This window comes from Streptosporangium amethystogenes subsp. fukuiense (assembly GCF_042665875.1).
GTDB classification, from domain to species: domain Bacteria; phylum Actinomycetota; class Actinomycetes; order Streptosporangiales; family Streptosporangiaceae; genus Streptosporangium; species Streptosporangium fukuiense.
Window position 1 is genome coordinate 2,880,441 of record NZ_JBHTEE010000001.1, and the last position, 25,250, is coordinate 2,905,690.

Sequence of the window (25,250 nt, forward strand, 5' to 3'; positions counted from 1 at the left end):
CGGACCAGCGGCAAACCGGACACCTGGGCGACCAAAGCATGAAACGTCCTGGTAACAGATGCAATCCGGCTATTGACCCCTCTTGTGGAAGCCTCCTATGGTTCCCTCCATATTCTATAGAATCCAGAATATGGAGGGGATGGATGAGGGCAGCGGCGCGAGCAGCAGTCGTCATGGACGCCGCAGGGCCGGTGGAGGTCCGGTCCTACCCCGTCCCCGACCCCGGTCCGGGTGAGTTCGTCGTCAAGCTGGAACTGTGCGGCGTCTGCGGCACCGACGCGCACATCTACCGGGGACGCCTTGACAGGATCACCTTTCCCGCCCTGCTGGGGCACGAGATCGTCGGCACCCTGGCCGCTCTCGGTGAGGGGGTGAACGCCGATCACAGCGGGCAGCCCGTGGCCGTGGGCGACCGTGTCGGCGTCTTCCCCGCACTGAGCTGCGGGCGCTGCTACCAGTGCCAGGTGCGGCACCGTCCCGCCGGCTGTCCTGACCGGCGCCCGTCCTACGGGTTCACCTCACCGGTGACGACCCCACCGCATCTGACGGGCGGATTCGCCGACTACCTGCACGCCGCCAACGCGGGCACGGTGTTCTATCGGACGACCCTGCCCGCCGAGGTGGCGGTCCTGCAGGAGCCGATGTCGGTGGCGCTGCACGGGATCACCCGGGGCTCGGTCGGCGTCGGCTCCACCGTGGTCGTCCAGGGAGTGGGCGCGATCGGGCTGATGGCCGTGGTCGCGGCCCGCGCGGCGGGAGCGCACCGGGTCGTCGCGGTGGGTGCTCCGGACGCGCGGCTGGAACTGGCGGCGGCGCTCGGGGCGGACGCGACGGTGAGCATCCAGGAACTGACCGGCGTGGCCGAGCGCCGCAGTGCGGTGTTCGACGTGCTCGGCGCGCCGGGAGCCGACTGCGTGATAGGCGCCAGCGGCTCGCCGGCCGCCTTCATGGAGGCCATCGGCCTGGTGGCCGACGGTGGCGTGCTCGCCGAGCTGGGCAACTTCACCGATCGGGGGACGATCCCCTTCAATCCCTTCAGCGACCTGCTGAAACGGGACATCACCATCGCCGGTGTCTACGGCGCGGGCCCCGACATGCTGCGTCACTACCACCAGGCGCTGCTCATCCTGGAACGCGGCGGCCGGCCGTACGACCGTGTGGTCAGCCACCGGGTGCCGCTGGGACGGGTGGGCGAGGCCCTCGCCGCCCTCGGCGACGGCTCCCCCCTTGACGGCCGGGACATCGTCAAGCTCGCGATCGACCCCGCCCTCTGACCTCTTCTCCGCAACACCCCTTTCCCCATCCTGTACAACCCCCGAGAGGAGGACCGGCCATGCGCCGTTCCCTCCGGTTGACCGCAGCAGCAGCCGCGCTCGGCCTGACCATCACAGCGTGCGGCTCGACGGCGTCCGAGGTCTCCGCCGACGGCGGCGGACTCGGCACGGCGGAGAACCCCGTGTCCATCAGGGTCATCGCCAACGACGCCTTCGCCAAGCAGTGGCAGGACCAGCTGGTCCCCGAGTTCAACAAGAAGTACCCCAATATCAAGGTCTCCGTGGACGGCGTGCCGTACAACGACCAGCTCCCCAAGACCATGCTGGAGCTGACCGGGCCCACCCCGACCTACGACGTGGTGCTCGGCGACGACTCGTGGATCCCCCAGCTGGCCAAGACCGGCGGCCTGATGGACCTCAAGGCCGACGTGAGCAAGTGGACCGACGCGGGCTACGACTGGGCCGACTTCAACCCCACCCCGCTCGCCGCGGGTCAGTGGGACGGCAAGCAGTACACCGTCCCGGTCCGCTCCAACCTGCTGCTGATGTTCTACAACAAGAAGCTGTACAAGAAGGCCGGCGTCCAGGAACCCACGGCGGAGACGACGTGGGAACAGTACTTCGCCGACGCCAAGAAGCTGGTCCAGGACACCGACGGCGACGGCAAGGTCGACGCCTGGGCGATCGGCACCTACTTCACCAAGGACCCGCTCACCCCGACCGTCTGGCAGACCGTCCTGAACTCCAACGGCGTGGCGCTGCTGGACGACGACCTCAAGGTCGCGTTCAACAACGAGGCCGGGGTGAAGGCCCTGCAGACCCATGTCGACCTGCTGAAGTACGCCCCGCCGGGAGCGAGCACCTACCAGTTCAACGAGCCGCTCGAGGCCTTCCGCCAGGGCCGGACCGCCACCATGCTCATGTGGGGCAGCGTCTACAAGGGCACGGCCGTGGACGAGACGTCCACCACGCTGAAGCCGGAGGACGTCGGCCTCACCACCCTCCCGGCGGGTTCGGCCGGTCCGGGCGCGCATCGCGGCGTGTGGTCGGCGGGCATCGCCAAGAAGACGCGGCACCCGGCCGCCGCGTGGACCTGGCTGCAGTGGATCACCTCCAAGGAGGGCGAGCAGTTCGCCGGAAGCGCGCTGGGAACGTTTCCGGCGCGTAACTCCACGCTGAACGGCACTCCGGCGGCCGAGTGGGCCGCCCCGGTCTACGAGGCGCTGAAGGCCGGTTACGCCGCGGTGGAGAAGAACAAGATGTGGCGGCCGCGGCTCCCCGAGGCCGACGCGGTCCAGCAGATCCTCGCCCTGCAGACGAGCCGGGCGATGTCCGGTCAGGCGACCGCCGAGCAGGCCGTCGACGAGGCGGCCAAGGAGATCACCGAGCTGCTGAAGTCCAAGGGTTACCCGCAGTGAGTGTCTCCACTCGCACACACCGGGCAGGGGCCGGCAAGGCCCCTGCCCGGGGGTCCGGCCCCAGGGCCGCCCGGCGGTTCCGGCTCGGCGAGCCAGGTACCGCGTGGTTGTTCATGACCCCGGCGCTCGTCCTGCTGGCGGGCATGCTGCTCTATCCGATCTTCTACACGCTCTGGGTGAGCTTCTCCGACTTCGACCTGGCGCTCTTCGAACCCGTCGGCTGGGTGGGCTGGAAGAACTACGAGATGGTGCTGAGGGACCCGGGTTTCCTGGAGTCGCTCAAGGTCACCGGCATCTACCTGGTGATCGCGCTGCCGCTGCAGATGATCCTCGGGTTCGCCATCGCCTTCCTGCTCAACGTGGAGTGGCGGGGCCGCGGCGTGCTGCGCGCGCTGTTCCTCATCCCCATGGTGGTCGCCCCGGTCGTGGCCGGCGGTGTCTGGCGGATGCTGCTCGACCCGCTCTGGGGCGTGGTCAACTACACGCTCGGCCTGGTCGGCATCGGCCCGGTGGAGTGGATCGGCGACCCGACCCTCGCCATGGTCAGCGTGATCCTGATCGACACCTGGCGGTGGACGCCGTTCGTGGTCCTCATCGCCGCGGCCGGGATCATGGCCCTGCCGGGTGACGTGTACGAGGCGGCCAAGTCCGACGGCGCCGGCCGCTGGCAGACGTTGTGGCGTATCACGCTGCCGCTGCTGGTGCCGGTGATGGCCGCGGCCTTCGTGGTCCGGTGGCTCGGTGCGGTGAAGATGTTCGACATCGCGCTCGCCGCGACCAGGGGCGGCCCGGGTAACGCCACCAACGTGGTGAACCTCTACATCTACGAGAAGGGCTTCCGCAGCCTGGAGTTCGGCTCGGCCTCCTCGATGGCGACGATAGTGCTGATCATCACCGTCGTTCTCACCTACTTCCTGTTCAGCATCAGCCGTCGTCTGGAGAACCGATGGTGAGCACCGCCGCCCCGGCACCCGGAAACCGGCAGGCCGGCCGGGCCCGCCTGGGACGGATCGCGACGATCACGGCCGCGATCCTGGTCACGCTGGCCTTCCTGTACCCCGTGATCTTCATGATCAGCATCTCCTTCAAGCTGCCCAAGGACATCTTCACCATCCCGCCGAAGTGGATCAGCGAGATCACCTTCGACAACTACGTCAGCTACTTCCATCAGGCCCGCATCCTGCCCCGCATGATCAACACGATCATCGTGGCGGTGGGGGCGGCGATCATCTCGATGGTCGCCGGCTCGATGGCCGGCTACGCGCTGTCCAGGATGAGGATGCGCGGCGCGGGTGTCATGGGCGGCCTCATCCTGGCCTCGCGCGCGGTACCGCCGATCGCGCTGGTCGTGCCGATGTTCCTGGTGGCCCGCAAGCTGGGGCTGACCGACCAGTACATCACCGTGATCCTCGCCTACGTGACCTTCCTGGTTCCGTACGTCGTCTGGCTGATGCGCGCGTTCTTCAAGAGCCTGCCCAAGGAGCTGGAGGAGGCCGCGATGATCGACGGCTGCTCCCGGATCGGGGCGTTCTTCCGGATCATCGTGCCGTGCAGCCTGACCGGCATGGTCTCCACGTTGATCTTCTGCATCATCCTGGCCTGGGAGGAGTTGCTGTTCGCCCTGATCCTCACCAACGACAAGGCCGTCACCATCCCGGTGGCCATCGCCGGGATCGCGGCCGACACCGAGAAGGGCGGGCTCTGGGGCCCGCTGGCCGCCGTGGGCACGCTCACCGTACTGCCTGTGGTGATCTTCGCGCTGGCCGTGCAGAAGTATCTGATCAAGGGTCTCGCCGATGGCGCGACCAAGGGATGAGGCGGCAATGAGGATCAGAGATGTCCGGGCGCGCCTCATCGAACTGCCCTATCCACGCCCCTTCGCCCCGTCGTGGGCCCCCGAGGGCGCCCACCGCAGCATGTCCGCCGTGATCGTCGAGGTCGAGACCGACGAGGGCGTGGTCGGCGTGGCGGGCGGCGACATGGGCCACGCCACCGGCCCGTTGCTGCTGGAGACCATCAGGGGATGGATCCGCCCCCGGCTGGTCGGGATGGACCTGTTCGCCACCGGCCACATCGCCAACCACCTGCGCTACGTGGCCGAGTACGTCTTCCCGCGCCCGTGGGTGGTGAGCGTGGCCGTCTGGGACGCCGTCGGCAAGGCCTGCGGGCGCCCGCTGTACCAGCTCTGGGGCGGGCATGCCCGCCGGGTCCGCGCCTACGCCAGCTTCGGCGAGGTCCGCGACCCCGAGCAGCGGGCCGAGGACGCACTGCGCGTGGTGTCGGAGGGCTTCACCGGCGTGAAACTGCGCGTCCACGCCGACACGATCGCCGAGGACGTCGCCCAGGTGGCCGCGGTCCGCGAGGCCGTGGGCCCGGAGATCGCCATCATGGTGGACGCCAACCAGGCCGCGGCGCGCTGGCGCTACCGGCCCGACGGCAGCCGCATGATGTGGGACTTCGACCGGGCCCTGACCACCGCCAGGGAACTGGCCGATCTCGGCGTCGCCTGGCTGGAGGAGCCGCTCCCCCGCCACGACTACCGCGCGCTGTGCGAGCTCACCGCGGCCTCGCCGATCCCGATCGCCGGCGGCGAGCACAACCGGGGCATCGGCCAGCTCGTCCGACTGCTGGAGGACGACTGCTTCACCATCTACCAGCCGGATGCCAACGAGAGCGAGGACATCGCGGCCCTGCGCGACTTCGGCGCGATGGCCGCGGCCAGGCACCGCCGGGTCGTCCCGCACGCCTGGGCCACCGGACTCGGGGTGGCAGGCAACCTGCAGCTCTGCGCCTCACTGCCCAACTGCGACTGGCTGGAATACCCCTACGATCCCCCAGTGATCGTTCCGGAGGTTTTCCACGTCATGCTCACCGAGCCGCTGCTGCCCGATTCCAACGGGGTTGTAGCCGTTCCGGACCGCCCCGGTCTCGGTGTAGAGCTGGACCACGCGGCGATCGAGCCGCTGACCGTCCAACGGGTTTGAGGGGTGTCCAACAGCGATGACAGAGGTGTTCCCCCCGTCAGGCCGGCCGAAGCCGTTCCGCACCAAGGCGGATCTCGCGGCCGACCACATCAAGCAAATGATCATGTCGGGCCAGGCCCAGCCCGGCACGAAGATCATCACCAGGGTGGTGGCCGAGGCCGTCGGCGTCAGCGACACACCGGTACGTGAGGCCATCAAGCAGCTCGTGTCCGAGGAGTGGCTCGTCGAGCGCCCGCACATCGGCGCGGTGGTCGCCGAGTTCACCGTGGACAACGTGCGGGAGCTGTACGGCATCCGCGCCGCGCTCACCTCCCTGGCCCTCCAGCTCCACCCGGCTCCGCTCAGCGGCGCCAGGTTGCTGGAGGTGGACACCGTCCTGGAGGCCTCGGTCGTCGCCATCGACAGCGGCGACGTCGCCGCCTTCGCCGGCCTGAACCGCCGGTTCCACTCGCTGATCTGCGACACCGAGAAGTCCCGCCTGGTGCACCGGATGCTGGTGGGCCTGTGGTCGAAGACGGAGACCGCCCAGCGCGGCTTCCGGCTGGTCCCCTGGCGGCTGCCGAAATCCCACGCCGAGCACGTGGCGATAAGGGACGCACTCGCCGAGGGGGACATCGGCCGCGCGAGCGAGCTGCAGTACGCCCACGAGATGGCCGCGCTGGCCGCGCTGATCGAAGTGATGGAGGAGGAGAGATGAAGACGGGACAGGCCCTCGTCGGAGGGCGCTGGCGTGACGCGGCGGAACGCTTCGCGGTCACCGATCCGGCGACCGGCGAGACCGTCGCCGAAGTGGCCGACTGCGACGGGAAGCTGACCACCGAGGCCGTCGACGCGGCGGCCTCCGCGCTCCCCGGCTGGCGCGCCATGCCCGCGCACCAACGCGCCGCGATCATGCGCCGGGCCGCCGAGCTGCTGACCGACCGGGCCGAGGCGATCGGCGCGGTGATGACCGCCGAGCAGGGCAAACCGCTGGCGGAGGCGACCGGCGAGGTGGTCGCGGGAGCCGACCACCTCCTGTGGTCCGCCGAGGAGACCCGCCGCGTGTACGGCGAGACCATCCCCTCCACCAGCACCGACACCCGCATCTGGCTGCTGCCGGAACCGGTGGGCGTCGTCGCGGCGATCACCCCCTGGAACTTCCCGGTCTCGATGATCACCCGCAAGCTGGGCCCGGCACTGGCCGCGGGGTGCACCGTGGTCCTCAAGCCCTCCGAACTCACCCCGCTGTCGGCGATCGCGGTCGCCGAGTGCCTGACCGAGGCCGGTTTCCCACCGGGGGTCTTCAACCTGGTCACCACGTCCCGGCCGCAGGAGTTCGCCGAGACGGTCATGGCCGACTCACGGGTCAGGAAGGTCTCGTTCACCGGCTCGACGGCCGTCGGCAGGCAGCTGATCCGGCAGAGCGCCGACGACGTCAAACGGCTCAGCGTCGAACTGGGCGGCCATGCCCCGGTGCTCGTCTTCCCCGACGCCGACGTGACCGCCGCCGCCGCGGGCGTGGCCCGGGCCAAGTTCATGAACGCCGGCCAGGCCTGCACCTCCCCGAACCGGATCTACGTCCACGAGTCCGTCGCCGCGGAGTTCACCGACGAGCTCGTCAGGCTGGCCGAGGCGATCACCGTGGGCAACGGCATGGACCCCGGCGTCACGATGGGCCCGCTGATCGACGACCGGGCGCTCGCCAAGGTCAGGCGGCACGTCGAGGACGCGCTCACGCACGGCGCCCGGCTCGCGACGACCCGCCGGGAGGGAACCGGAAGGCTGCACCCGCCCACCGTTCTGACCGGCGTCACCGACGACATGCTCGTGTGCCGGCAGGAGACCTTCGGCCCGGTCGCCCCGATCCTGACCTTCGGCGCCGCAGAGGACGCCGACGTGGTGGCCAGGGCCAACGCCACGCCGTACGGCCTGGCCGCCTACCTGTGGACGCGGGACCTGGGCCGGGTCGTGCGCGTCTGCGAGGAACTTCAGTTCGGCATCGTCTCGGTCAACGGAGCCCCGCTCGCCCCGCCGCAGGGGCCGTTCGGCGGGGTCAAGGGCAGTGGATACGGCCGCGAGGGCGGCCGTCACGGAGTGGAGGATTTCGTGGAGTACAAGTACGTCAACGTGGGACTGGGCCGATGACCGAGGAGACCTCCCGCCGGATCGTCGAGCGTGAGATCACCAAGCGGGTCGACCTCTGCCGTCCGGATGGGCGCCTCAATCCGGACGCGGTCGGCTGGAGCCGTACCCCGCTGCACCGGTCCAACATCCGGGGCTGGGGCCGTACGATGCGCTGGGACTACTGGTGCCTGACCAGTCCCGAGCACATCTTCTCCTTCAGCGCCTCCAGCCTGGACTATCTGGCCGGTGAGTCCGTCTGGTACCTGGACCGCGCCACGAAGAAGGACGTGTTCAGCCGGAGCCTGCTCGTACCGAGCCAGGGCACCGGATTCTCCGAGCGGAGCGGCGAGGGCAGCGTCAGGATCGCGAAGGGCCCGGTCAAGATCGCCGTGGACGAGGCGACCGTGGGAACCCGGCTACGGGTCAGGTCCCCCGAGTTCGAGGCCGACCTGCTCGTGCACCGCGTCGAGGGCCGTGACAGCCTGGGCGTGGTCGTGCCCTGGTCATCCCGCCGCTTCCAGTACACCGTCAAGGATCTCGGACGCCCCGCCGAGGGCACGCTGGTCGTGAACGGCCGCCGCATCAAGCTGACCGCCGAGGACACCCTCGCCACCCTGGACCACGGACGTGGCCGGTGGCCCGGCAACGTGCTGTGGAACTGGGGCGCGGCGTCCGGGCGCTCCGGCGGCCACGAGATCGGCGTGCAGATCGGCGGCAAGTGGACCGACGGTACCGGCAGCGTGGAGAACGGGATCTTCCTGGACGGAAGGCTGCACAAGATCAGCGAGGAGCTGGTCTGGCGCTATGACACCTCCGACTGGATGGCCCCCTGGCAGATCACCGGCGAGCGGGTCGACCTGGAGTTCGTCCCCGAGTACGTCCGGTCCTCCGACGTCACCCGGCTCCGCTACATGCGCAGCCGGGAGGACCAGGCCTTCGGTCACTACCGCGGCACCGTTGTCGCCGACGACGGAACCGTGATCAGGATCGACGACCTGTACGGCTGGGCCGAGGAAGTACAGCGACGCTGGTAATGGAGCAGAACATGATGATCTCTGAGCGAGAGCGTGAACCGTTCGCGGCCGGTCTGCCCTTCGGAGCGGGCGACAGCCTCGACCCGCTGCGCCGTGACTGTGACCTGACCGAGTTGACCGGCGGCCTGCTGGACGTCCTGGTGGTCGGCGGCGGCGCGACCGGCGCGGGCGCGGCACTGGACGCGGCCTCACGCGGGCTGACCACGGCCCTGCTGGAGGGCGGCGACCTTGCCTCGGGAACCTCCAGCAACTCCAGCCGCCTGCTCCACGGCGGCGTACGCTACCTGGAGCAGATGGAGTTCGGGCTGGTCCGGGAGGCGCTGCACGAGCGCGGCCTGCTGCAGGACCTGGCGCCACACCTCGTCCAGCGAATGTCCTTCCTCTATCCGCTGACCCACCGGGTCTGGGAGCGCGGCTACGTGGGCGCCGGGCTGACCCTCTACGACGCGCTCGCCGGGATCGGCGACCGGCACGGCTTCCGCCGGCACCGGCACCTGACCCACCGCGCCCTGCTCCGCGAGGCGCCGCAGTTGCGCCGTGACGCCGCCGTCGGCGCGCTGGCCTACGACGACGGCCACGTGGACGACGCCCGCCTGGTCGTCACACTCGCCCGTACGGCCGCGCGGGAGGGGGCCACCGTGCTGACCCGGGTCCGGGTCAACGCCCTGGCCTCCCGCTCCGACCACACGGTCGCCACCTGCGAGGACCTGCTCACCGGTACGGAGTTCACGGTCCGCGCACGCCGCGTGGTGCTGGCCACCGGCCCCTGGTCAGGGCTCACCCAGCAGATGCTCGGCGACCAGCAGGTGGGGGTCCGCGCCTCCAAGGGCGTGCACCTGGTCGTGTCACGCGAGCGGCTGAGGCTCGACAGCGCGCTGATCGCCCGCACGCCCCACTCCGTGCTGTTCCTGATCCCGACGGGGGACGTGGTGCTCGTCGGCACCACGGACACCCCCTGGGAGATCGGCCCCGGGCCGGTGCTCCCCACCGGCGCCGACGTTCGCTACCTGCTGGACCAGGCCAACCAGTGGCTGAGCGATCCGCTGACCAGGGACGACGTGCTCGGCGTGTACGCCGGCCTGCGTCCCCTGGTGGACCAGCCCGACCGGAACTCCACCACGGCCATCAGCCGCGAACACGTGGTCAAGGAGGTCGCGCCCGGCGTCGTGGTCGTCGTCGGCGGCAAACTGACCACCTACCGGATCATGGCCAAGGACGCGGTCGACGCGGTGGTGCGCGGCCTGCCGAAGGTCCGCCCGTCGGTGACCGAGCACCTCGGGCTGGTCGGTTCCAACGGCTACGCCCAGGCCTGGAACCGCCGCGACTCCGCGGCCGTGGCCGCGGGACTTCCCGTGGCGGCGGTGGAACGGCTGGCACGCCGTTACGGCGCCGACTACCCGGCCCTGCTGACCCTGGGCCGCCGGAACCCGGAACTGCTGGAACCCGTACCGGGCACCCCCTCACTGCTGGCGGCCGAGGTCCTGTACGCCGCACGGCACGAGGCCGCGATGACCGTGGACGACATACTGCGCCGCCGCAGCCGGGCCGGGCTGGAGACCGCCGACGGAGGCGTGAGCGCCGCACCCCATGTGGCCCGCCTGCTGGCCGGCGCGCTGGGCCGTACCGCGAGCTGGGCCGCCGAGCAGGCCGGGAGCTACACGCACGCGGCCGAGGTGACCCACTCGGCGCTGGACACCTCCGCCGACGCCGAACTCGTCCCCCTGCTCGCCGACCTCGCCGGCCGATGGAGTGGTGCCGCGTGAGCGTTCTGGCCATCGACGCCGGGACCACCGGTGTCACCTCACTCGTGGTCGCGCAGGACGGGCGTGTCCTGGGCCGCGGCCACCAGGAGTTCCCGCAGCACTTTCCCGCGCCCGGCCTCGTCGAGCACGACCCCGACGAGATCTGGGCCGCCACGCTGCGGGCCTGCTCGGACGCGCTCGCCGCGGCGGCCGTACCGGTCTCCTGTGTCGGGCTGACCAACCAGCGCGAGACCGTCGTGCTCTGGGACCGCGCGACCCTGCGGCCGACGACCCGGGCGATCGTCTGGCAGGATCGCCGCTCCGCCGGAGAGTGCGACCGGCTCAGGGAGCACGAGCCGCGGATCCGCGAGCTCACCGGGCTCCCGCTGGACCCCTACTTCTCCGCCACCAAGCTGGCCTGGCTGCGCGGGAACCTCCCGGAGGTCTGGGCCGGTGTGCGAGAGGGCCGCACCGCGGTCGGCACCGTCGACTCCTACCTGCTGGCCCGGCTCACCGGCGGCCGGCTGCACGCCACGGATCCGTCCAACGCCTCCCGGACCCTGCTGTTCGACCTCGCCACGGCCGGCTGGTCCGCTGAGCTGACCGAGCTCTTCGAGGTGCCGCCGGCCGCACTGCCGGAGATCGTTCCTTCGAGCGCGCTCATCGGCCGCACCGCGCCCGACCACTTTCTCGGGCTGGACCTGCCGATCGGCGGAGTGGCGGGAGACCAGCAGGCCGCGCTGTTCGGCCACGCCGCGTTCACTCCCGGCGCGATGAAGTGCACCTACGGCACGGGCAGCTTCCTGCTGGTCAACACCGGCGACCGACTCGCCCCCGCCGACGCGGGACTGCTGTCCACCGTCGCCTGGCAACTCGCCGGCGAGCCGGTCCAGTACGCCGTGGAGGGATCGGTGTTCGTCACCGGAGCCGCGGTGCAGTGGCTGCGTGACGGGCTGGGCGTGATCAGCGACTCGGCCGAGAGCGAGCGGCTGGCCGCGTCCGTGCCCGACAGCGACGGGCTGATCTTCGTCCCCGCGCTCACCGGCATCGGCACGCCGCACTGGGATCCGCGGGCCAGGGGCGCCCTGCTGGGCATCACCCGGGGCACCACCGGCGCCCATCTCGCCCGTGCCGTCCTCGACGGCATCGCCTACCAGATCCGCGACGTCGTGGAGGCCGTCAGCGGTGCGGCGGGCATCCCCGTCTCCCATCTGGCGGTGGACGGCGGAGCCGCGTCCAACGACCTGCTCTGCCAGATCCAGGCCGATCTCCTGGGCCGGCCGGTGGTACGGCCGGACACCACCGAGGCCACCGGCCTGGGCGCCGCCTTCCTGGCCGGCCTGGCGGGCGGGGTGTGGCGCGACCCGGCCGAGATCTCCGAGGTGAGAGGTGGCGGCCGGGTCTTCGAGCCCCGCGAGATCTCTCCGGAGGGGTACCGCCGCTGGCTCGACGCGGTGGACGCGGCCCGGCGGTTCGGGTCATGAGTCCAGCCGGTCTCGGCAGCCGGTTCCCGTGGGAGGGACGATGACGGGTCCGCTCGACGGGATCCGGATCGCCGACTTCTCCCGGGTCCTGGCCGGGCCGTACGCCACCATGGTCCTCGCCGAGCTCGGCGCGGATGTGATCAAGGTCGAGCATCCGGAGCACGGCGACGACACCCGGGCCTGGGGCCCACCGTACGCGGGCGGCGAGGCCGCCTACTATCTCGCGGTGAACCGCGGCAAGCGGAGTCTCGCGCTCGACGTCAAGCACCCCTTCGGCCGCGAGGTCGCCCAGCGGCTGTGCGCCGAGGCGGACGTGGTCATCGAGAACTTCCGCCCCGGGGTCGCCGAGCGCCTGGGCATCGGATACGAGGCGGTACGGCAGGCGAACCCGGGCGTCGTGTACTGCTCGATCACCGGGTTCCCCGGCGGCGACCGGCCGGGGTTCGACGCGACGATCCAGGCCGAGAGCGGCTACATGCACATCACCGGCGAGTCCCCGAGCAAGGTCGGGGTCGCGATCACCGACGTGCTCGCCGGGCTCAACGCGGCCGTCGCGATCCTGGGCGCCCTGCACCGCCAGGCGACCCGGGGACAGGGCGAGCTGGTCGAGGTCTCGCTCCTGGGATCGGCGCTGTCCGGTCTGGTCAACGTGGCGCAGAGCGCGCTGGTCTCGGGTGAGGAGGCGCTCGCCTACGGCAACGCGCACCCGACGGTGGTGCCCTACCAGGCGTTCGAGGCGGCCGACGGCCGTCTCATGGTCGCCGCGGGCAACGACCGGCTGTTCCGCGCGCTGTGCGCGGCGATCGGACGCGACGACCTGACGGGCGATGCCCGTTTCCGCACCAACGACGGCCGCGTCCGCGAACGCGACGCGCTGGTCGCCGAACTCGGCGCCGTCTTCGCGACCCGCACGGTGGACGAATGGATCGCGCGGCTCGACGCCGCCGGAGTTCCCTCCGGCAGGATCCGGGGCGTCCTGGACGCGATCCGCACGGCCGGCGACGTGACCCTGCGGCTCCAGCACCCGACCGCCGGACCGCTGGAGCTCATCCGCACCGGATTCACCCTGGAGAGCGTCTCCGCCGACCGCGACATCGCTCCCCCGCCGCTTCTCGGCCAGCACACCCGCGAACTGCTGGCCGAACTCGGCATCACCGACGACCGCATCGCCCTCCTCCGGCAGGCGGGCGCCATCCATCAAGCCGTCCACTCAGTGAGGCCCCCTGTTGAACCCGCATGATTTCCTGGAAGTCGACCGCGACCTGAACGACGAGGAGCGAGCGATCCGCGACGCCGTGCGCGACTACTGCCGCGCCGAACTCCGGCCGCACGTCGCCGGCTGGTTCGAGGCGGGCACCATCCCCGACCCGCACGCGGTGGCCAGGGGCCTGGGCGCGCTGGGCGTGCTGGGCATGCACCTGGAGGGCTACGGTTGCGCGGGCACCAACGCGGTGAGCTACGGGCTGGCCTGCCGCGAACTGGAGGCCGTTGACAGCGGACTGCGCAGCCTGGTGTCCGTCCAGGGCTCGCTGGCGATGACGGCGATCCACCGGTTCGGCTCCGAGGAGCAGAAGCGGGAGTGGCTGCCGCGCATGGCGGCCGGTGAGGCCATCGGCTGCTTCGGCCTGACCGAGCCCGACTCGGGCAGCGACCCGGGCTCGATGCGTACCCGGGCCCGCAGGGACGGGATGGACTGGGTCCTCGACGGCACCAAGATGTGGATCACCAACGGGTCGGTCGCCGACGTCGCCGTCGTGTGGGCGAGAGCCGAGGACGGCATCCGCGGCTTCCTCGTCCCCCGCGACACCGCGGGTTTCTCCGCCACCACACTGCACGGGAAGATCTCGCTGCGCGCCTCGATCACCTCCGAACTCGTCCTCGACGGCGTACGGCTCCCGCACGAGGCGGCGCTCCCCCTCGCCGAGGGCGTCAAGGCCCCGCTGTCGTGCCTGTCCGAGGCGCGCTTCGGCATCGTGTGGGGAGCCGCGGGAGCGGCCCGCGACTGCTTCGAGGCGGCGCTCGGCTACGCGCGGACCCGCACCCAGTTCGGCCGGCCGATCGCCGCCTTCCAGCTCACCCAGCGGAAGATCGCCGACATGCTGGTGGACGTCGACCAGGCGAACCTGACGGCCCTGCGGATCGGCCGCCTCAAGGACGAGGGGCGGGCCCACCACTCCCACATCAGTTTCGGCAAGCTCGCCAACGTGCGCGCCGCCCAGCGGGTGGCCGCCGTCGCGCGCGGCGTGCACGGGGCCAACGGGATCACCCTCGAGTATCCGGTGATGCGCCACCTGGTCAACCTGGAGAGCGTCGCCACCTATGAGGGCACCGAGGAGATCCACGCCCTCACCCTCGGCCGGGCGGTCACCGGCCACTCCGCCTTCCGCTGACCGGCCGGGCGGGGCCGTCCTCCGCCTGGCCGGCCTGCCGGTCAGGCGGAGGACGCGATCCCGGGGGGCCGGGGTCAGGCGCGGCGTACCTCGAACATGAAGCAGCCGAACAGCACGGCCCGTACGTGCACCAGTTCCACCTCGGGGTCGGCGAACTGCTCGGCCAGGACGGCCTCCGACGCGATGGCGTCACCGCTGACGTGGTGCTCCACCAGCCGTCCGCCCAGGATGCCGCCCCTGTCGTCGTAGGCGCGGAAGACCCGCAGCTCACCCCCCATCCCGGCGGGAAAATCCGTCCCGCCGAACCCCTCGCACGGCTCGGCGTGCACGAACACCGGGCCCACCTCGTCGTACGGGCCGGGGTCGGCTCCGGCCTGGGCCGCCCACCGGCGCAGCGGCGCGTACGAGAGCAGGGCGAGTTCCTCTCCGGGGAGGCTGTGACGCAGGCAGCAGCGCAGCGGGGAACCTCCCTCGGTGTCGGTGACCGGACGGGGCGGGCGCCCGGCGTCGTCACGGACCCGCAACCCGGCGACGACCTCGGCGTCGATGGCGAAAGTACGGAAGGTGCTCATGGATCGATGTTCGGCCCTGACCGGTCGGTGCGCTGGCGGAAATCAGACCTGGTTGCGGGCCGGACCATCACGCTGTTCCGTACGGCTCAAGGTTCCCGTACGGCTCAAGCCGGCCGGTGAACCGCCGGGGCGATCCCAGGACACGGGTCGGGGATCGAAGATGAGGCCCCGCCCCGGTTCGCCGGGGCGGGGCCGTGTCTCATCGGAGTGGCCGGGCCGGCGGGTGTCCGGCCCGGTGTCGGTGCCGGCCTCTCAGGCCGCGCGCACCGCGCGGTTCAGCAGCTGGCCCAGGGTCGGTGTGCCGACCTCGGGCTCGTTCTCCGTGGGGCCGGGGGTGTCCGCCGTGACCGGGTCGGGCACGTTGGTGTGGCCGGCCAGGATCGCGCGCTCCGGGTCGCTCAGGGCGGTGAGCATGCCGGTGCGGGCCTCGGGGGTCGGGCTGACGCGCCAGGCCGCCACCGCCAGCAGTGCCGACAGCCTGGGATCGCCGGCGAGGAGTTCGCTCTGCGCGGCGAGCCGGTGGGAGACGGCCACGTCGCGCCGGTGGTCGGCGTCTCGCCGCGCCCGTACGGCCAGGGCCGTCGCCACCAGGGCCACGGCGAGGAGCGCGGCCAGGAAGACGGTGAGGGCCTGGCGGCGCCGGATGTCGCGGGTCAGGGCGCGGGTGCCGGCGTTGAGGAACTCGCTCTCCAGCCGGTTCAGTACGAGACGCCGACGGCCTGTGGTGACCCAGAGCAGGGCCTCTTCCAGAACTCCGCCGCTGAGCACGTCTCCCGGTCGCCGGCCGCGGGTCTCCCACGCCTGCGCGGCCTGCCGGATCCGGTGATGGACGGGCAGGCCGTCGCGCTCGGTGTCGAGCCAGCCGCGCAGCCGAGGCCAGGCCCTCAGCACCGCGGGCCTGGCGAGGGTGATCCGCTCATCGGCATGGGTGACCAGGTCACGGAAAGCCATGAGCATGTTGTGCAGCACCCGCTCCTCCGGAGGTGTCAGCCCGCCGAAGAGTTCGGCGTGCGGGACCGGCCGGGGCAACAGGTCGCCGTCGTCGCCGACCGTCACCAGGCGGAGGAAGACCTCGGGAACACGGTCGCGTTCCTCAGGGGTGAGGGCGGTGTAGGCATCCTCGGCGATCATGCCCAGGGTCGGATCGATCGGCTCCCACCGGGCCGGTGACCCTGCCTCCGCGCTACCCGCCGCCATCAGGTCGCCGGGGGTGTCCGGTGTGTCGTTGATGAGGGCGGACAGGATGGCGCGGGCCGTCGGCCGGGCGAGCGGGTCCTTGGCCAGCGCCGCACCGACCAGCATACGCAGCGACTCCGGCAACATACCGAGATCAGGATCGGCGGTGAGCACCCGACGAGCCACCCCGAGAACGGAATCGGCCTGGAAGGCATGCTCGCCCGTGACGGCGAACAACACGATCGCCCCCCAGGAGAAGACATCGGCCGCCGCTCCGGCCCGCCTACCCTCGAAGATCTCCGGCGCCATGTACGGAGGGGTGCCGGCGGGCATCCCCATGGGGGTCAGCGACATCTCCACGGTCCGGGCGATCCCGAAGTCGATCAGTCGCGGGCCGTCGGGGCCGAGCAGGATGTTGTCGGGCTTGAGATCACGATGGATCATCCCGGCCTCGTGGATGGCCACCAGCGCGGTCACCACCCCGATCGCCAGCCGATGCAGGTCATCGCCCTGGAAGCGACGACCGTCCTGAACGACCCGGCCCAGACTCAGCCCGTTGACGAACTCACTGACGATGTACGGCCTGGGACCCTCCAGACGCGCCTGGAGGATCTTCGCGGTGCAGAACGACGCGACCCGCTGGGCCGCCCGCACCTCCTTCAGATACTGCGAAGCACCGCCGGAGCTGTGCAGAACCTTGATCGCGACACGGGTCCCGTCCTCGTCGTAGGCGTCGTAGACCACCCCCTGCCCCCCGGCCCCCAACCGACCGGCCAGCCAGTACTCCCCCAGCCGCTGCGGATCACCCGGTTGAAGAGCGTCGATCATCGCTGGCCCCCTCGCCTCATCTACTCCTTCGATGAGATGCCGTCCACCTCCGCAAAGTTCTGCACCGGCTCAAACCGTCGGCGGCGATGTCAACAGACCCGCTTCTTGGCGCGGTTCCCCTGTCCGGGTGCTCAGGGCGCTCCGCGCGTTCGAGGGCGGAACGGCGGAGTCCTCGGTGGAGGCGTCAGGACACGGTCGCCGGTTCGGCGGTGACGGCGTCCTCGGCCGGGGAGTCGGCCCGGCGCGCCGGGATCGCGGAGGCGATCGCCGCGGCGACGAGCGCGACGCCACAGCCGATCAGCAGACCGGTGCGGAAGCCGCTCTCGGACGGCAGGGTGTGCCCGCCCAGCCGCATGGTCATCTGGGTGAGGACGACACCGATCACCGCGGCTGACACCGAGGTGCCGATGGAGCGCATCAGTGAGTTGAAGCTGTTGGCCGCGGCGGTTTCCGACCGGGGAACCGCACCCATGATCAGGGCGGGCATCGCGCCGTAGGCCAGTCCGACGCCTATGCTGCAGAGGCAGGTGACGATCAGCAGGCCCCACGTCGTCCCGAGCAGGGCCATCGATGAGCCGTACCCGAGCGCCATGACCAGGCTGCCGGTGACCAGGGTGACCTTGGGGCCGCGAGCGGCCGACAGCCGTGCGCCCAGCGGCGAGACCACCATCATCATCAGGCCCGACGGGGCCGTCCACAGGCCGGCGGCCAGCATCGACTGGCCCAGACCGTACCCGGTGGCCTCGGGCAGCTGCAGGATCTGGATCACGATCAGCGCCTGGGCGTACATCGCGAATCCGACCACGATCGAGGCCACGTTGGTCAGCAGTACCGGGCGCCGGGCGGTGACGCGCAGATCGACCAGTGGGTCACCGGCTCGCAGCTCCCACCAGCCCCACACCACGAAGACGACCAGCGCGACGGCGAACAGCCCGAGGGTGGTTCCGCTCGCCCAGCCCCAGTCCGCACCCTTGGAAACCCCCAGCAGCAGGCAGACCAGGCCGATGCCCAGGCCGAGCGCGCCGACGACGTCGAGGCGTCCCGTGGTCCGGGCGGGCGTGGCGGGCACCAGCAGCCAGATCAGGCCGGCGACCAGCACGCTCAGCGCGGTCGCGCCCCAGAACAGCACCCGCCAGCTCGCGTACTCGGCGACCGCCGCCGCGACCGGCATCCCGAGCGCTCCGCCGATGCCCATGGACGAGCTCATCAGCGCGATCGCGGGGCCTACCCGCTCGGACGGCAGCAGGTCACGCAGTGCGCTGATGCCCAGCGGGATCATGCCCATGCCCATGCCCTGCAGACCTCGCCCGATGATCATCTGGGTCACCGAGTCGGCCAGCGCGCAGGTCACGCAGCCCGCGATGATCGGTACCGAGCAGGCCAGCATCATCCGGCGCTTGCCGTACAGGTCGCCGAGCCGCCCGATCACCGGGACGGCCACCGCCCCCACCAGCAGGGTGATGGTGATCACCCAGGAGGCGTTGGCCGCGTCGGTGTGCAATATGCGTGGCAGCTCGCCGATCAGCGGCACCACCAGGGTCTGCATGAGCGAGGCGACGATACCGGCCACCGCCAGCACACCGACGATCCCACCGGGGCGGGTGGTGGACGTGGAGTCGTCCACGTGGATCTCCCTTGTCTGGACAAATAAGGCGATGTGTACGATACACATAATGTGCTTGATGCATAAAATGGGGGTGATACACACCGACCACCGATGCGCGCTCGTATGGCGGAACAGGACGCGAGGAAGTCTGGAGAGGGATCGGCTTGGAGAAGCCCACACACTCGATCGAGTACGAGACCATGCTGCTCGGGCGGTACTACCACCTGACCCTGTCCCGCGCCGAACGTGCGGGCGACCACCTGGACCGCAGCGCCTACGTCCTGCTCAGCCGCATCCAGCTCGTCGGCCCGATGTCCATCGGGCAGCTCAGCGAGGCGTTCGACCTGGACCCCTCCACCCTCAACCGGCAGACCTCGGCCATGCTCCGCGCCGGGCTGGTCGAACGCATCCCCGACCCCGACGGGGGCATCGCCCGCAAGTTCCACATCAGCGCCGAAGGCGAGCGCCGCCTCCGGTGCCAGCGCGACGAGATCGTCCGCAGCATGGACAAGGTGCTGGACGGCTGGACGCCCGAGGAGGTCGCCACCTTCGCCGCCTGCCTCCAGCGGTTCAACACCGATATCGAACGTCTCACCGGCCGCCCCTGGCCCCGTCCCTGACCGCCTGCCGGTGGTGCCCTCCGAGGTTTCCGGTCAGGGCCGCCCTGGCCCCTCGGGCACCACACCCGGCTCTGCGCGAAGACCTCCGGCCGACAACCCCCGTCCCAGCGCCGTGGCCGCCGACGGCGCGGCCTCGGCCCAGGCCACCGCCGCGATCCGGTGGTGCCGCCTCGAATCGCGCCCGAGCCACGGTTCGAAGGGCGTCGACGGCTTTCCGGCGTCGGGCACGGCGGCCAAAAGACCTACGTGTTTAGGGACCTCTGACTGTTATCCCGAGTCCTGCCCGGTGGTGTGATGGAGATATGGGAAGACCCCGGTAGACAAGGAGGACACCATGAGCATGCCGATGATCCGCGAGCGGCGAGGCCTCGTCCCCGAACTGTTCAACTGGTTGGACATGCCCCTCGCCGCCCTGCAGTCGCCGGCGGCGCAGCCCATCAAGTTCGAGGACTACGTCAAGGACGATCGCTACGTACTGCGGGCCGAGTTGCCGGGAATCGACCCCGACAAGGATGTCGACATCACCCTGTCCAACGGTCTCCTGACCATCCACGCCGAGCGGCGTGACGAGCAGAGGGACCAGCAGCGGACGGAGTTCCGCTACGGCTCCTTCACCCGGTCGATCACACTGCCCAGCGACGTGGACGAGAACGACGTCAAGGCTTCCTACGACAAGGGGGTTCTGGAGGTCAGCGTCAAACTCGCCGACACCAAACAGCAGGAGAAGCACATCCAGATCGAGTCCACGCCTCGGCAAGAGTCCTGACGGATCGGGCGGACCCGCTCGACATGACGCGGGTCCGCTCATGACCCGCGGATCGCGGCGGATCCTCCGCGCGCGGATCACCGGTCGCGGGCCGCCCGAGCACCCCCCACAAGCAGGTACGGAAGTCCCGCCCGGCCGGGGCCTTCTGCCCTATCCATACGCAAGGCCCCTGACCAGCGTGGAAGCAGGACAACCCACGGGGGGATCATCATGATCACTTTGAGTGTCATCAAGGCCGACACCGGGGGGTTCGTCGGCCACTCCGCGGTGCACCCGAACATGATGGCCGAGGCCCGCCGCGAGATCGACCGGGCGACCGCCTCGGGACTGCTCATCGACGGCCAGGTCGCCAGCTGCGGCGACGACATCTCGCTCATCATGACCCACACCTACGGCGCCGACGCGGGGCTCATCCACTCCTTCGCCTGGGACACCTTCCAGGCCACCACCCACATCGCCAAGGGACTCGGCCTGTACGGCGCCGGCCAGGACCTGCTGTCGGACGCCTTCTCCGGCAACCTGCGGGGCATGGGTCCCGGGTACGCGGAACTGGAGTTCGAGGAGCGCCCGTCAGAGCCGGTGCTGTGCTTCCTGGCCGACAAGACCGAGCCGGGCGCGTGGAACCTGCCGCTGTACAAGATGTTCGCCGACCCGTTCAACACCGCGGGCCTGGTCATCGACGGAAAGATGCACGCCGGCTTCGGCTTCGAGGTCTACGACCTGTACGAGGAGAAGCGCATCGTCTTCGACTGCCCGGCCGACCTGTACGACATGCTGATGTACATCGGCGCCCCGGCCCGTTACGTGATCCACGGCGTCCGTTCCAAGACCCTGGGTGAGACCGCGGCCACGACCAGCACCCAGCGGCTGTCCCTGATCGCCGGCAAGTACGTCGGCAAGGACGACCCGGTGATGATCGTCCGCTGCCAGTCCGGGTTGCCGGCGGTCGGCGAGGCACTGGAACCCTTCGCCTTCCCGTACACGGTCGCCGGGTGCATGCGCGGCTCGCACCACGCGCCGTTCCTGCCTGTCCCGGTCCGGCAGGCGCACCCGTCCCGGTTCGACGGCCCGCCGCGCGTGGTCGCGCTGGGATTCCAGATCCACGACGGGAAGCTGATCGGCCCGCGCGACATGTTCGACGATCCGGCCTTCGACGGCGCACGGGCCCAGGCCTCCGAGATCATGGACTATCTCCGCCGCCACGGTCCGTTCGAACCGCACCGGCTGCCACTGTCGGAACTGGAGTACACCACCATGCCCGCTCTCGCCCAGCGGCTCGCGAACCGCTGGACCCCGATGACCACCGAGATCGCGACACCCGTCGGATGATCCACGCGACCGCCCGGTCATCCCGGGCGATCGGCGTCCGATCGGCCCGCCGCGCACTCGAGGGCACGACACCGCGAACACCCGTTCGATCGGAGGTTCCTTCCATGGAAGCCAAGCAATGGACCGTGCAGATCTACATCACCGAAGAGGGCGATGACACCTCCGCCCGGGCGCTCCTGACCACCAAGGACGACACCCACCTGACCGGGATCGGTCACGCGCGCCGCAACCCGGTCGACCAGTCGGTCCCCGAGATCGGCGACGAGCTCGCGGTCGCCCGCGCGCTCGCCGATCTGGCGGAAAGGTTGCGCACCGTCACCGCGGAGGACATCGCCCAGGTCGCCGCCGGGCCCACCTCATGGTGACGGCCTCTCGCCTCGGGCCACCGGGATCGGCATGACCGCACCGTCCGCCTCGGCCACGGTCCGCGGACGGTGCGCGCTCTTCACCTGTCGACGCACAGGGGCCATCCCGGGGCGATGAGATCCACGTGCTCCACCTACGGAACCTGAACACACCCGTGGAGTCACCCATGAAGCAGAACCGGAACGGAATGGTGAAGATCACCTGGCACGGCGGCGACCGCTTCGACGTTCGGATACGCCGCCACACCATCCGTGTCGACCAGCCCACGGACTTCGGCGGAGGCGACACCGGCCCCATTCCGGTCGAGCTGTTCGTCGGGAGTCTCGCGGCCTGCGTCGCCCATCGCGCCGAACGCTACCTTCACCGATGTGAGCTGCCCGCCGGCGTCACCGTGACCGCCCACTACGACCTGGAGCTGCGTCCGGCACGGGTCGGCCGAATCGATCTGGTCGTCGACGCTCCCGGCCTTCCCGAAGGGCTTCGGGAATCGTTCACCACCGTCGTGGAGCACAGCGCCGTGCACAACTCGCTGCGGCTGCCGCCGGAGATCACCCTTCAGGTCCGCACCGAGGAGGGAGCGGTCATGGAGGCGATCGAAACGACCTGATGCCATCGGTGACGTCCAGGCCGAAGAACTCCGCGGAGCGACCCGCCTCGCCCGGCTTCTTGACGAGCCGGATACTCTCGATCTCCTCGACCAATAAGATGATCTTCTCAGCAGGGACGACTCTCTCGTTCGACAGCCGCACGTTCACGCTCCGGCCCGGCGCCGTCATCGCCGCCGGAACGCCGTCCGGGATCGGCTACCCGCGTACACCCCGCGGCTGCTGCACGACGGCGACGTGGTCGAGGTGGAGGTCGGGAAGCCGAGCGGCGCCCGTACTCCAGTGATCAACACAGCGAGCGCAGAGGACTGGGCATGAGTGAGACCATGGGCTCCGGGCGCGGCCCGGCCGGCAGCCCCCCCGTGACCGAGCAGGTCGTCGGCCAGCTCCAGGGTGCGGACACCCGATTGATGACCATCATGGAGAGCCTCATCCGTCACCTGCACGGCTTCGTCGAGGACGTGCGGCCCACGGCGGCCGAGTGGGAGGCGGGACTCGCCTTCCTCGCACGTACCGGTTCGTTCTGCACGCCCACCCGGCAGGAGTTCGTCCTGCTCTCGGACATGCTGGGACTGACCACGCTCGTCGACGACGTGAACAACCAGGGACCGGCCGACATGACGCCGAGTTCGGTGGAGGGCCCCTTCCACTCCGTGGCCCCGCCGCGCGAACTGGGTGACCTCATCGCCGCGGGCCCCGAATGGGGCCGGGCCGAGAGCGCCGTGATCCACGGCACCGTGCAGGACTGCCACGGGAACCGCCTGCCGGGTGCGATCCTCGACGTGTGGCAGGCCGACGACAAGGGCCACTACGACACCCAGGACGCCGAGCAGCCAGAAGGCAACCTGCGCGGTCTGTTCACCACCGACGAGAACGGCGAGTACTGGTTTCGCACCGTGAAGCCCGCCAGCTACCCCGTGCCGATGGACGGCCCGGCAGGCGACATGCTCCGCGCCATGGGACGTCATCCCATGCGCCCCGGCCATCTTCACATCCGCGTCGAGGCGGCCGGGCATCACACGCTGACCACCCACGTGTTCGTCAACGACGACCCCTACCTGGACTCCGACGCCGCCTTCGCGGTCAAGCCGGAGATCATCGTCGACTTCGAGCCGCGCGAGGACCAGGCCTCGATCGAGCGGTACGGGATGGACGGGCCCTACCTGGACGTCACGTTCGACATCAGGCTCGCCACCGAGTCGGAGATGAAAAGGTGATCATGGAGAACCGCGGCCCCTGCCGGTGACGATCTCCCCGGAGCGGACCGGTCGGATGTCCCCTCCGGCGGAGGGGCATCCGCCGCCGGCTGTGCGATCACTTCAGTCACGGAGGCGATCGACGATGCCCGAGGCCAGGAGGTACTGGGCCGCGACGTAAGTAGCCATGATCACCAGGCCGGTCATCGGCGGGCGGGGAAGGTCCGCCAGGCCGAACGCGATCAGCGCGTCGGAGAGCAGGAACAGGGCGCCGCCGGTCCCGATGCGCGGGCCGAGACCGGCGGCGGTCACCGCGGTGGCGGTCAGCAGCAGCGAGTAGACCGCCACCGGCAGGCGCAGGTCGCCCAGGCCCGGCCAGAGGAGGAAGATCATTCCCGCCCACAGGACGCCGTAGACCACCGGGATCGCCGGGCGGCGCAACACCCGAAGTGCCCCCTCGCGGACGAGACAGGTCACGTAGCAGACGTGCGCCCCGGCGAACAGGGCCATGCCCGCGATGAAGAGACCGTCGATCTCCAGGGCCACGTCGCCGCCCCAGGAGAGCAGGAGCGCCGCCACCAGCAGGCGCGGTCCCCGCCGCGCCAGCACCCAGGCCGCGAGCAGCGGCATCAGCAGCGCCTTGGTCACGGAGTTCATCGGGCCTTCGCCGACGGCGACCAGCGCCAGATGGACCGCGGAACAGAGCCAGAAGGCGGCCGACAGGGTGCGGGAGACCGCTCCGGCCCTCAGAACATCATTCTGCACATCTGGATGCTAGGGCCTGCCACCCGGCAGGCCCTAGGCGCCCGTCGCCTTTCGACGGTACCCGGGCCGCGCGGGCCGCCAGGTGGGCACCGGGCCCCCGGACCGGGCGGGGCCGATCCGGACTCCCGGGTCAGAACACGCGGACGGCGAGGTGCCCTACGGCTTGCGGCCCACGCCGCCGTACTGGAAGACGTCGCGGTCGCGGAAGCTGGTCTGCGGCTCGGGCCGCCACGTGGGCAGCGACACCACGCCGGGCTCCAGCAACTCCAGCCCGCCGAGGAACTCCTCCAGCTGCTGCCGGGTGCGGAGGGTGAGCGGGGTGGCGGCGCTGGCGTTCCACCTGGCGGCGGCCTCGTCCATCGACGGGCTGTGCACGCTGTGCGCGATGGCCAGGTGGCTGCCCGAGGGGAGCGCGTCCAGCAGCGTGCGCACCGCGGTGTGGGCCTGGTCCCCGTCGGGGACGAACTCCAGGACGCCCATCAGCATCAGCGCGACCGGCCGGGAGAAGTCCAGTGTCCGCGCGGCCTGTCGCAGGATGGGCTCGGGATCGCGCAGGTCGGCGTCGATGTAGGCGGTCTCCCCATCCGGGGTGCCGCGCAGCAACGCCCTGGCGTGGGCCAGCACGATCGGGTCGTTGTCGACGTAGACGATCCGCGCCTTGGGGTTGACCCGCTGGGCGACCTGGTGGGTGTTGTCCGCGGCCGGAATGCCGGTGCCCACGTCCAGGAACTGGTCGATGCCCGCCTCACCGGCCAGATGGCGCACGACCCGGCCGATGAACTCCCGCTCGGCCCGCGCGTTGACCGGCAGATCCGGCATGACCTTCACGATCTCGTCGCCGACCGCGCGGTCGGGACCGTAGTTGTCCTTACCGCCAAGCCAGTAGTCCCACACCCGCGCCGAATGTGGGACCGAGGTGTCGATTCGCGCCAACACCTCGGTGTCGACCTCTGTGATTCCCTCGCTCATCAGAGCCTCCTCACCAGCGCACC

General features: G+C 70.5%; 24 protein-coding genes. 19 read left to right on the top strand and 5 right to left on the bottom strand.

What is annotated here, in order from left to right; translation table 11 throughout:
• The first annotated feature begins 143 nt into the window (after positions 1-143).
• The 12 genes from ACFQVD_RS12495 (at position 144) to ACFQVD_RS12550 (ending at position 14,429) form a co-directional block, all read left to right on the top strand.
• Entirely contained in the window at positions 144-1,274 is a 1,131-nt protein-coding gene (locus ACFQVD_RS12495) for a zinc-binding dehydrogenase (protein ID WP_343978056.1), read from the top strand.
• A gap of 59 nt (positions 1,275-1,333) precedes the next feature.
• Positions 1,334-2,692 carry an ABC transporter substrate-binding protein gene (locus ACFQVD_RS12500; RefSeq protein WP_343978059.1) on the top strand — a complete coding sequence of 453 codons (1,359 nt, stop codon included), beginning with the start codon at positions 1,334-1,336 and terminating at the stop codon, positions 2,690-2,692.
• A 113-nt stretch (positions 2,693-2,805) separates the two neighbouring features.
• Entirely contained in the window at positions 2,806-3,645 is an 840-nt protein-coding gene (locus ACFQVD_RS12505) for a carbohydrate ABC transporter permease (protein ID WP_343978063.1), read from the top strand.
• Positions 3,639-4,508 (top strand): carbohydrate ABC transporter permease, encoded by an 870-nt coding sequence (locus ACFQVD_RS12510; protein ID WP_343978066.1) that lies wholly within the window; start codon positions 3,639-3,641, stop codon positions 4,506-4,508. Before ACFQVD_RS12505 ends, ACFQVD_RS12510 begins: the two co-directional genes overlap by 7 nt.
• A gap of 7 nt (positions 4,509-4,515) precedes the next feature.
• On the top strand, positions 4,516-5,676 hold the full coding sequence (locus tag ACFQVD_RS12515) for a mandelate racemase/muconate lactonizing enzyme family protein (protein ID WP_343978069.1): 1,161 nt from the start codon (positions 4,516-4,518) through the stop codon (positions 5,674-5,676).
• A 16-nt stretch (positions 5,677-5,692) separates the two neighbouring features.
• Positions 5,693-6,373 carry a GntR family transcriptional regulator gene (locus tag ACFQVD_RS12520; protein WP_343978072.1) on the top strand — a complete coding sequence of 227 codons (681 nt, stop codon included), beginning with the start codon at positions 5,693-5,695 and terminating at the stop codon, positions 6,371-6,373.
• Positions 6,370-7,800 carry an NAD-dependent succinate-semialdehyde dehydrogenase gene (locus tag ACFQVD_RS12525; RefSeq protein ID WP_343978075.1) on the top strand — a complete coding sequence of 477 codons (1,431 nt, stop codon included), beginning with the start codon at positions 6,370-6,372 and terminating at the stop codon, positions 7,798-7,800. Before ACFQVD_RS12520 ends, ACFQVD_RS12525 begins: the two co-directional genes overlap by 4 nt.
• Positions 7,797-8,813, top strand: a complete 1,017-nt coding sequence (locus ACFQVD_RS12530; protein ID WP_343978078.1) for a DUF2804 domain-containing protein — start codon at positions 7,797-7,799, stop codon at positions 8,811-8,813. The genes ACFQVD_RS12525 and ACFQVD_RS12530 overlap by 4 nt, the downstream gene beginning before the upstream one ends.
• Positions 8,814-8,824: 11 nt before the next feature.
• Positions 8,825-10,576: a glycerol-3-phosphate dehydrogenase/oxidase gene (locus tag ACFQVD_RS12535; RefSeq protein WP_343978081.1), complete on the top strand. Its 1,752-nt coding sequence runs from the start codon at positions 8,825-8,827 to the stop codon at positions 10,574-10,576.
• Positions 10,573-12,039 carry an FGGY family carbohydrate kinase gene (locus ACFQVD_RS12540; protein WP_343978084.1) on the top strand — a complete coding sequence of 489 codons (1,467 nt, stop codon included), beginning with the start codon at positions 10,573-10,575 and terminating at the stop codon, positions 12,037-12,039. The genes ACFQVD_RS12535 and ACFQVD_RS12540 overlap by 4 nt, the downstream gene beginning before the upstream one ends.
• A 40-nt stretch (positions 12,040-12,079) precedes the next feature.
• A complete protein-coding gene (locus ACFQVD_RS12545; protein ID WP_343978086.1) occupies positions 12,080-13,279 on the top strand; it encodes a CaiB/BaiF CoA transferase family protein in 1,200 nt (399 codons plus the stop codon).
• Positions 13,266-14,429 carry an acyl-CoA dehydrogenase family protein gene (locus ACFQVD_RS12550; RefSeq protein WP_343978089.1) on the top strand — a complete coding sequence of 388 codons (1,164 nt, stop codon included), beginning with the start codon at positions 13,266-13,268 and terminating at the stop codon, positions 14,427-14,429. The genes ACFQVD_RS12545 and ACFQVD_RS12550 overlap by 14 nt, the downstream gene beginning before the upstream one ends.
• A 74-nt stretch (positions 14,430-14,503) precedes the next feature.
• On the opposite strand, the gene ACFQVD_RS12555 is transcribed toward ACFQVD_RS12550, so the two are convergent.
• From ACFQVD_RS12555 to ACFQVD_RS12565, 3 genes are all read right to left on the bottom strand, one after another.
• Positions 14,504-15,001, bottom strand: coding sequence for a DUF1203 domain-containing protein (locus ACFQVD_RS12555; RefSeq protein WP_343978092.1), 498 nt, complete (start codon positions 14,999-15,001; stop codon positions 14,504-14,506).
• 252 nt (positions 15,002-15,253) lie between these two features.
• On the bottom strand, positions 15,254-17,005 hold the full coding sequence (locus tag ACFQVD_RS12560) for a serine/threonine-protein kinase (protein ID WP_343978094.1): 1,752 nt from the start codon (positions 17,003-17,005) through the stop codon (positions 15,254-15,256).
• Between the two features lie 184 nt (positions 17,006-17,189).
• Positions 17,190-18,629 (bottom strand): MFS transporter, encoded by a 1,440-nt coding sequence (locus ACFQVD_RS12565; RefSeq protein ID WP_343978097.1) that lies wholly within the window; start codon positions 18,627-18,629, stop codon positions 17,190-17,192.
• 146 nt (positions 18,630-18,775) lie between these two features.
• Between ACFQVD_RS12565 and ACFQVD_RS12570 the strand changes: the two genes are divergently transcribed.
• The 7 genes from ACFQVD_RS12570 (at position 18,776) to ACFQVD_RS12600 (ending at position 23,514) form a co-directional block, all read left to right on the top strand.
• Positions 18,776-19,231 carry a MarR family winged helix-turn-helix transcriptional regulator gene (locus ACFQVD_RS12570; protein WP_343978100.1) on the top strand — a complete coding sequence of 152 codons (456 nt, stop codon included), beginning with the start codon at positions 18,776-18,778 and terminating at the stop codon, positions 19,229-19,231.
• A 334-nt stretch (positions 19,232-19,565) separates the two neighbouring features.
• Positions 19,566-19,997, top strand: a complete 432-nt coding sequence (locus tag ACFQVD_RS12575) for an Hsp20/alpha crystallin family protein (protein WP_343978104.1) — start codon at positions 19,566-19,568, stop codon at positions 19,995-19,997.
• Positions 19,998-20,207: 210 nt separating this feature from the next.
• The gene (fbp, locus tag ACFQVD_RS12580) at positions 20,208-21,326 is read left to right on the top strand and encodes a fructose-1,6-bisphosphate aldolase/phosphatase (protein ID WP_343978107.1); all 1,119 of its coding nucleotides are present in this window, start codon (positions 20,208-20,210) and stop codon (positions 21,324-21,326) included.
• Between the two features lie 104 nt (positions 21,327-21,430).
• Complete coding sequence (locus ACFQVD_RS12585) at positions 21,431-21,691, top strand: DUF1876 domain-containing protein (protein ID WP_343978110.1); 261 nt, start codon at positions 21,431-21,433, stop codon at positions 21,689-21,691.
• Positions 21,692-21,858: 167 nt separating this feature from the next.
• Entirely contained in the window at positions 21,859-22,299 is a 441-nt protein-coding gene (locus ACFQVD_RS12590; protein WP_343978113.1) for an OsmC family protein, read from the top strand.
• Positions 22,299-22,583, top strand: a complete 285-nt coding sequence (locus tag ACFQVD_RS12595; RefSeq protein ID WP_364156863.1) for a fumarylacetoacetate hydrolase family protein — start codon at positions 22,299-22,301, stop codon at positions 22,581-22,583. The genes ACFQVD_RS12590 and ACFQVD_RS12595 overlap by 1 nt, the downstream gene beginning before the upstream one ends.
• 28 nt (positions 22,584-22,611) lie before the next feature.
• Positions 22,612-23,514, top strand: coding sequence for a dioxygenase family protein (locus ACFQVD_RS12600; protein ID WP_343978116.1), 903 nt, complete (start codon positions 22,612-22,614; stop codon positions 23,512-23,514).
• 102 nt (positions 23,515-23,616) lie between these two features.
• On the opposite strand, the gene ACFQVD_RS12605 is transcribed toward ACFQVD_RS12600, so the two are convergent.
• Positions 23,617-24,258, bottom strand: coding sequence for a lysoplasmalogenase (locus tag ACFQVD_RS12605; RefSeq protein WP_343978119.1), 642 nt, complete (start codon positions 24,256-24,258; stop codon positions 23,617-23,619).
• 156 nt (positions 24,259-24,414) lie between these two features.
• On the bottom strand, positions 24,415-25,227 hold the full coding sequence (locus ACFQVD_RS12610; RefSeq protein ID WP_343978122.1) for an SAM-dependent methyltransferase: 813 nt from the start codon (positions 25,225-25,227) through the stop codon (positions 24,415-24,417).
• Positions 25,228-25,250: the final 23 nt, after the last annotated feature.

What these genes read in the sequence shown, in the direction of transcription:
- ACFQVD_RS12495 (WP_343978056.1), top strand. Translation starts at nt 144, where the DNA reads ATGAGGGCAGCGGCGCGAGCAGCAGTCGTCATGGACGCCGCAGGGCCG.
- ACFQVD_RS12500 (WP_343978059.1), top strand. Translation starts at nt 1,334, where the DNA reads ATGCGCCGTTCCCTCCGGTTGACCGCAGCAGCAGCCGCGCTCGGCCTG.
- ACFQVD_RS12505 (WP_343978063.1), top strand. Translation starts at nt 2,806, where the DNA reads ATGACCCCGGCGCTCGTCCTGCTGGCGGGCATGCTGCTCTATCCGATC.
- ACFQVD_RS12510 (WP_343978066.1), top strand. Translation starts at nt 3,639, where the DNA reads ATGGTGAGCACCGCCGCCCCGGCACCCGGAAACCGGCAGGCCGGCCGG.
- ACFQVD_RS12515 (WP_343978069.1), top strand. Translation starts at nt 4,516, where the DNA reads ATGAGGATCAGAGATGTCCGGGCGCGCCTCATCGAACTGCCCTATCCA.
- ACFQVD_RS12520 (WP_343978072.1), top strand. Translation starts at nt 5,693, where the DNA reads ATGACAGAGGTGTTCCCCCCGTCAGGCCGGCCGAAGCCGTTCCGCACC.
- ACFQVD_RS12525 (WP_343978075.1), top strand. Translation starts at nt 6,370, where the DNA reads ATGAAGACGGGACAGGCCCTCGTCGGAGGGCGCTGGCGTGACGCGGCG.
- ACFQVD_RS12530 (WP_343978078.1), top strand. Translation starts at nt 7,797, where the DNA reads ATGACCGAGGAGACCTCCCGCCGGATCGTCGAGCGTGAGATCACCAAG.
- ACFQVD_RS12535 (WP_343978081.1), top strand. Translation starts at nt 8,825, where the DNA reads ATGATGATCTCTGAGCGAGAGCGTGAACCGTTCGCGGCCGGTCTGCCC.
- ACFQVD_RS12545 (WP_343978086.1), top strand. Translation starts at nt 12,080, where the DNA reads ATGACGGGTCCGCTCGACGGGATCCGGATCGCCGACTTCTCCCGGGTC.
- ACFQVD_RS12555 (WP_343978092.1), bottom strand. Translation starts at nt 15,001, where the DNA reads ATGAGCACCTTCCGTACTTTCGCCATCGACGCCGAGGTCGTCGCCGGG.
- ACFQVD_RS12560 (WP_343978094.1), bottom strand. Translation starts at nt 17,005, where the DNA reads ATGATCGACGCTCTTCAACCGGGTGATCCGCAGCGGCTGGGGGAGTAC.
- ACFQVD_RS12575 (WP_343978104.1), top strand. Translation starts at nt 19,566, where the DNA reads ATGAGCATGCCGATGATCCGCGAGCGGCGAGGCCTCGTCCCCGAACTG.
- fbp (WP_343978107.1), top strand. Translation starts at nt 20,208, where the DNA reads ATGATCACTTTGAGTGTCATCAAGGCCGACACCGGGGGGTTCGTCGGC.
- ACFQVD_RS12585 (WP_343978110.1), top strand. Translation starts at nt 21,431, where the DNA reads ATGGAAGCCAAGCAATGGACCGTGCAGATCTACATCACCGAAGAGGGC.
- ACFQVD_RS12590 (WP_343978113.1), top strand. Translation starts at nt 21,859, where the DNA reads ATGAAGCAGAACCGGAACGGAATGGTGAAGATCACCTGGCACGGCGGC.
- ACFQVD_RS12595 (WP_364156863.1), top strand. Translation starts at nt 22,299, where the DNA reads ATGCCATCGGTGACGTCCAGGCCGAAGAACTCCGCGGAGCGACCCGCC.
- ACFQVD_RS12600 (WP_343978116.1), top strand. Translation starts at nt 22,612, where the DNA reads ATGAGTGAGACCATGGGCTCCGGGCGCGGCCCGGCCGGCAGCCCCCCC.
- ACFQVD_RS12610 (WP_343978122.1), bottom strand. Translation starts at nt 25,227, where the DNA reads ATGAGCGAGGGAATCACAGAGGTCGACACCGAGGTGTTGGCGCGAATC.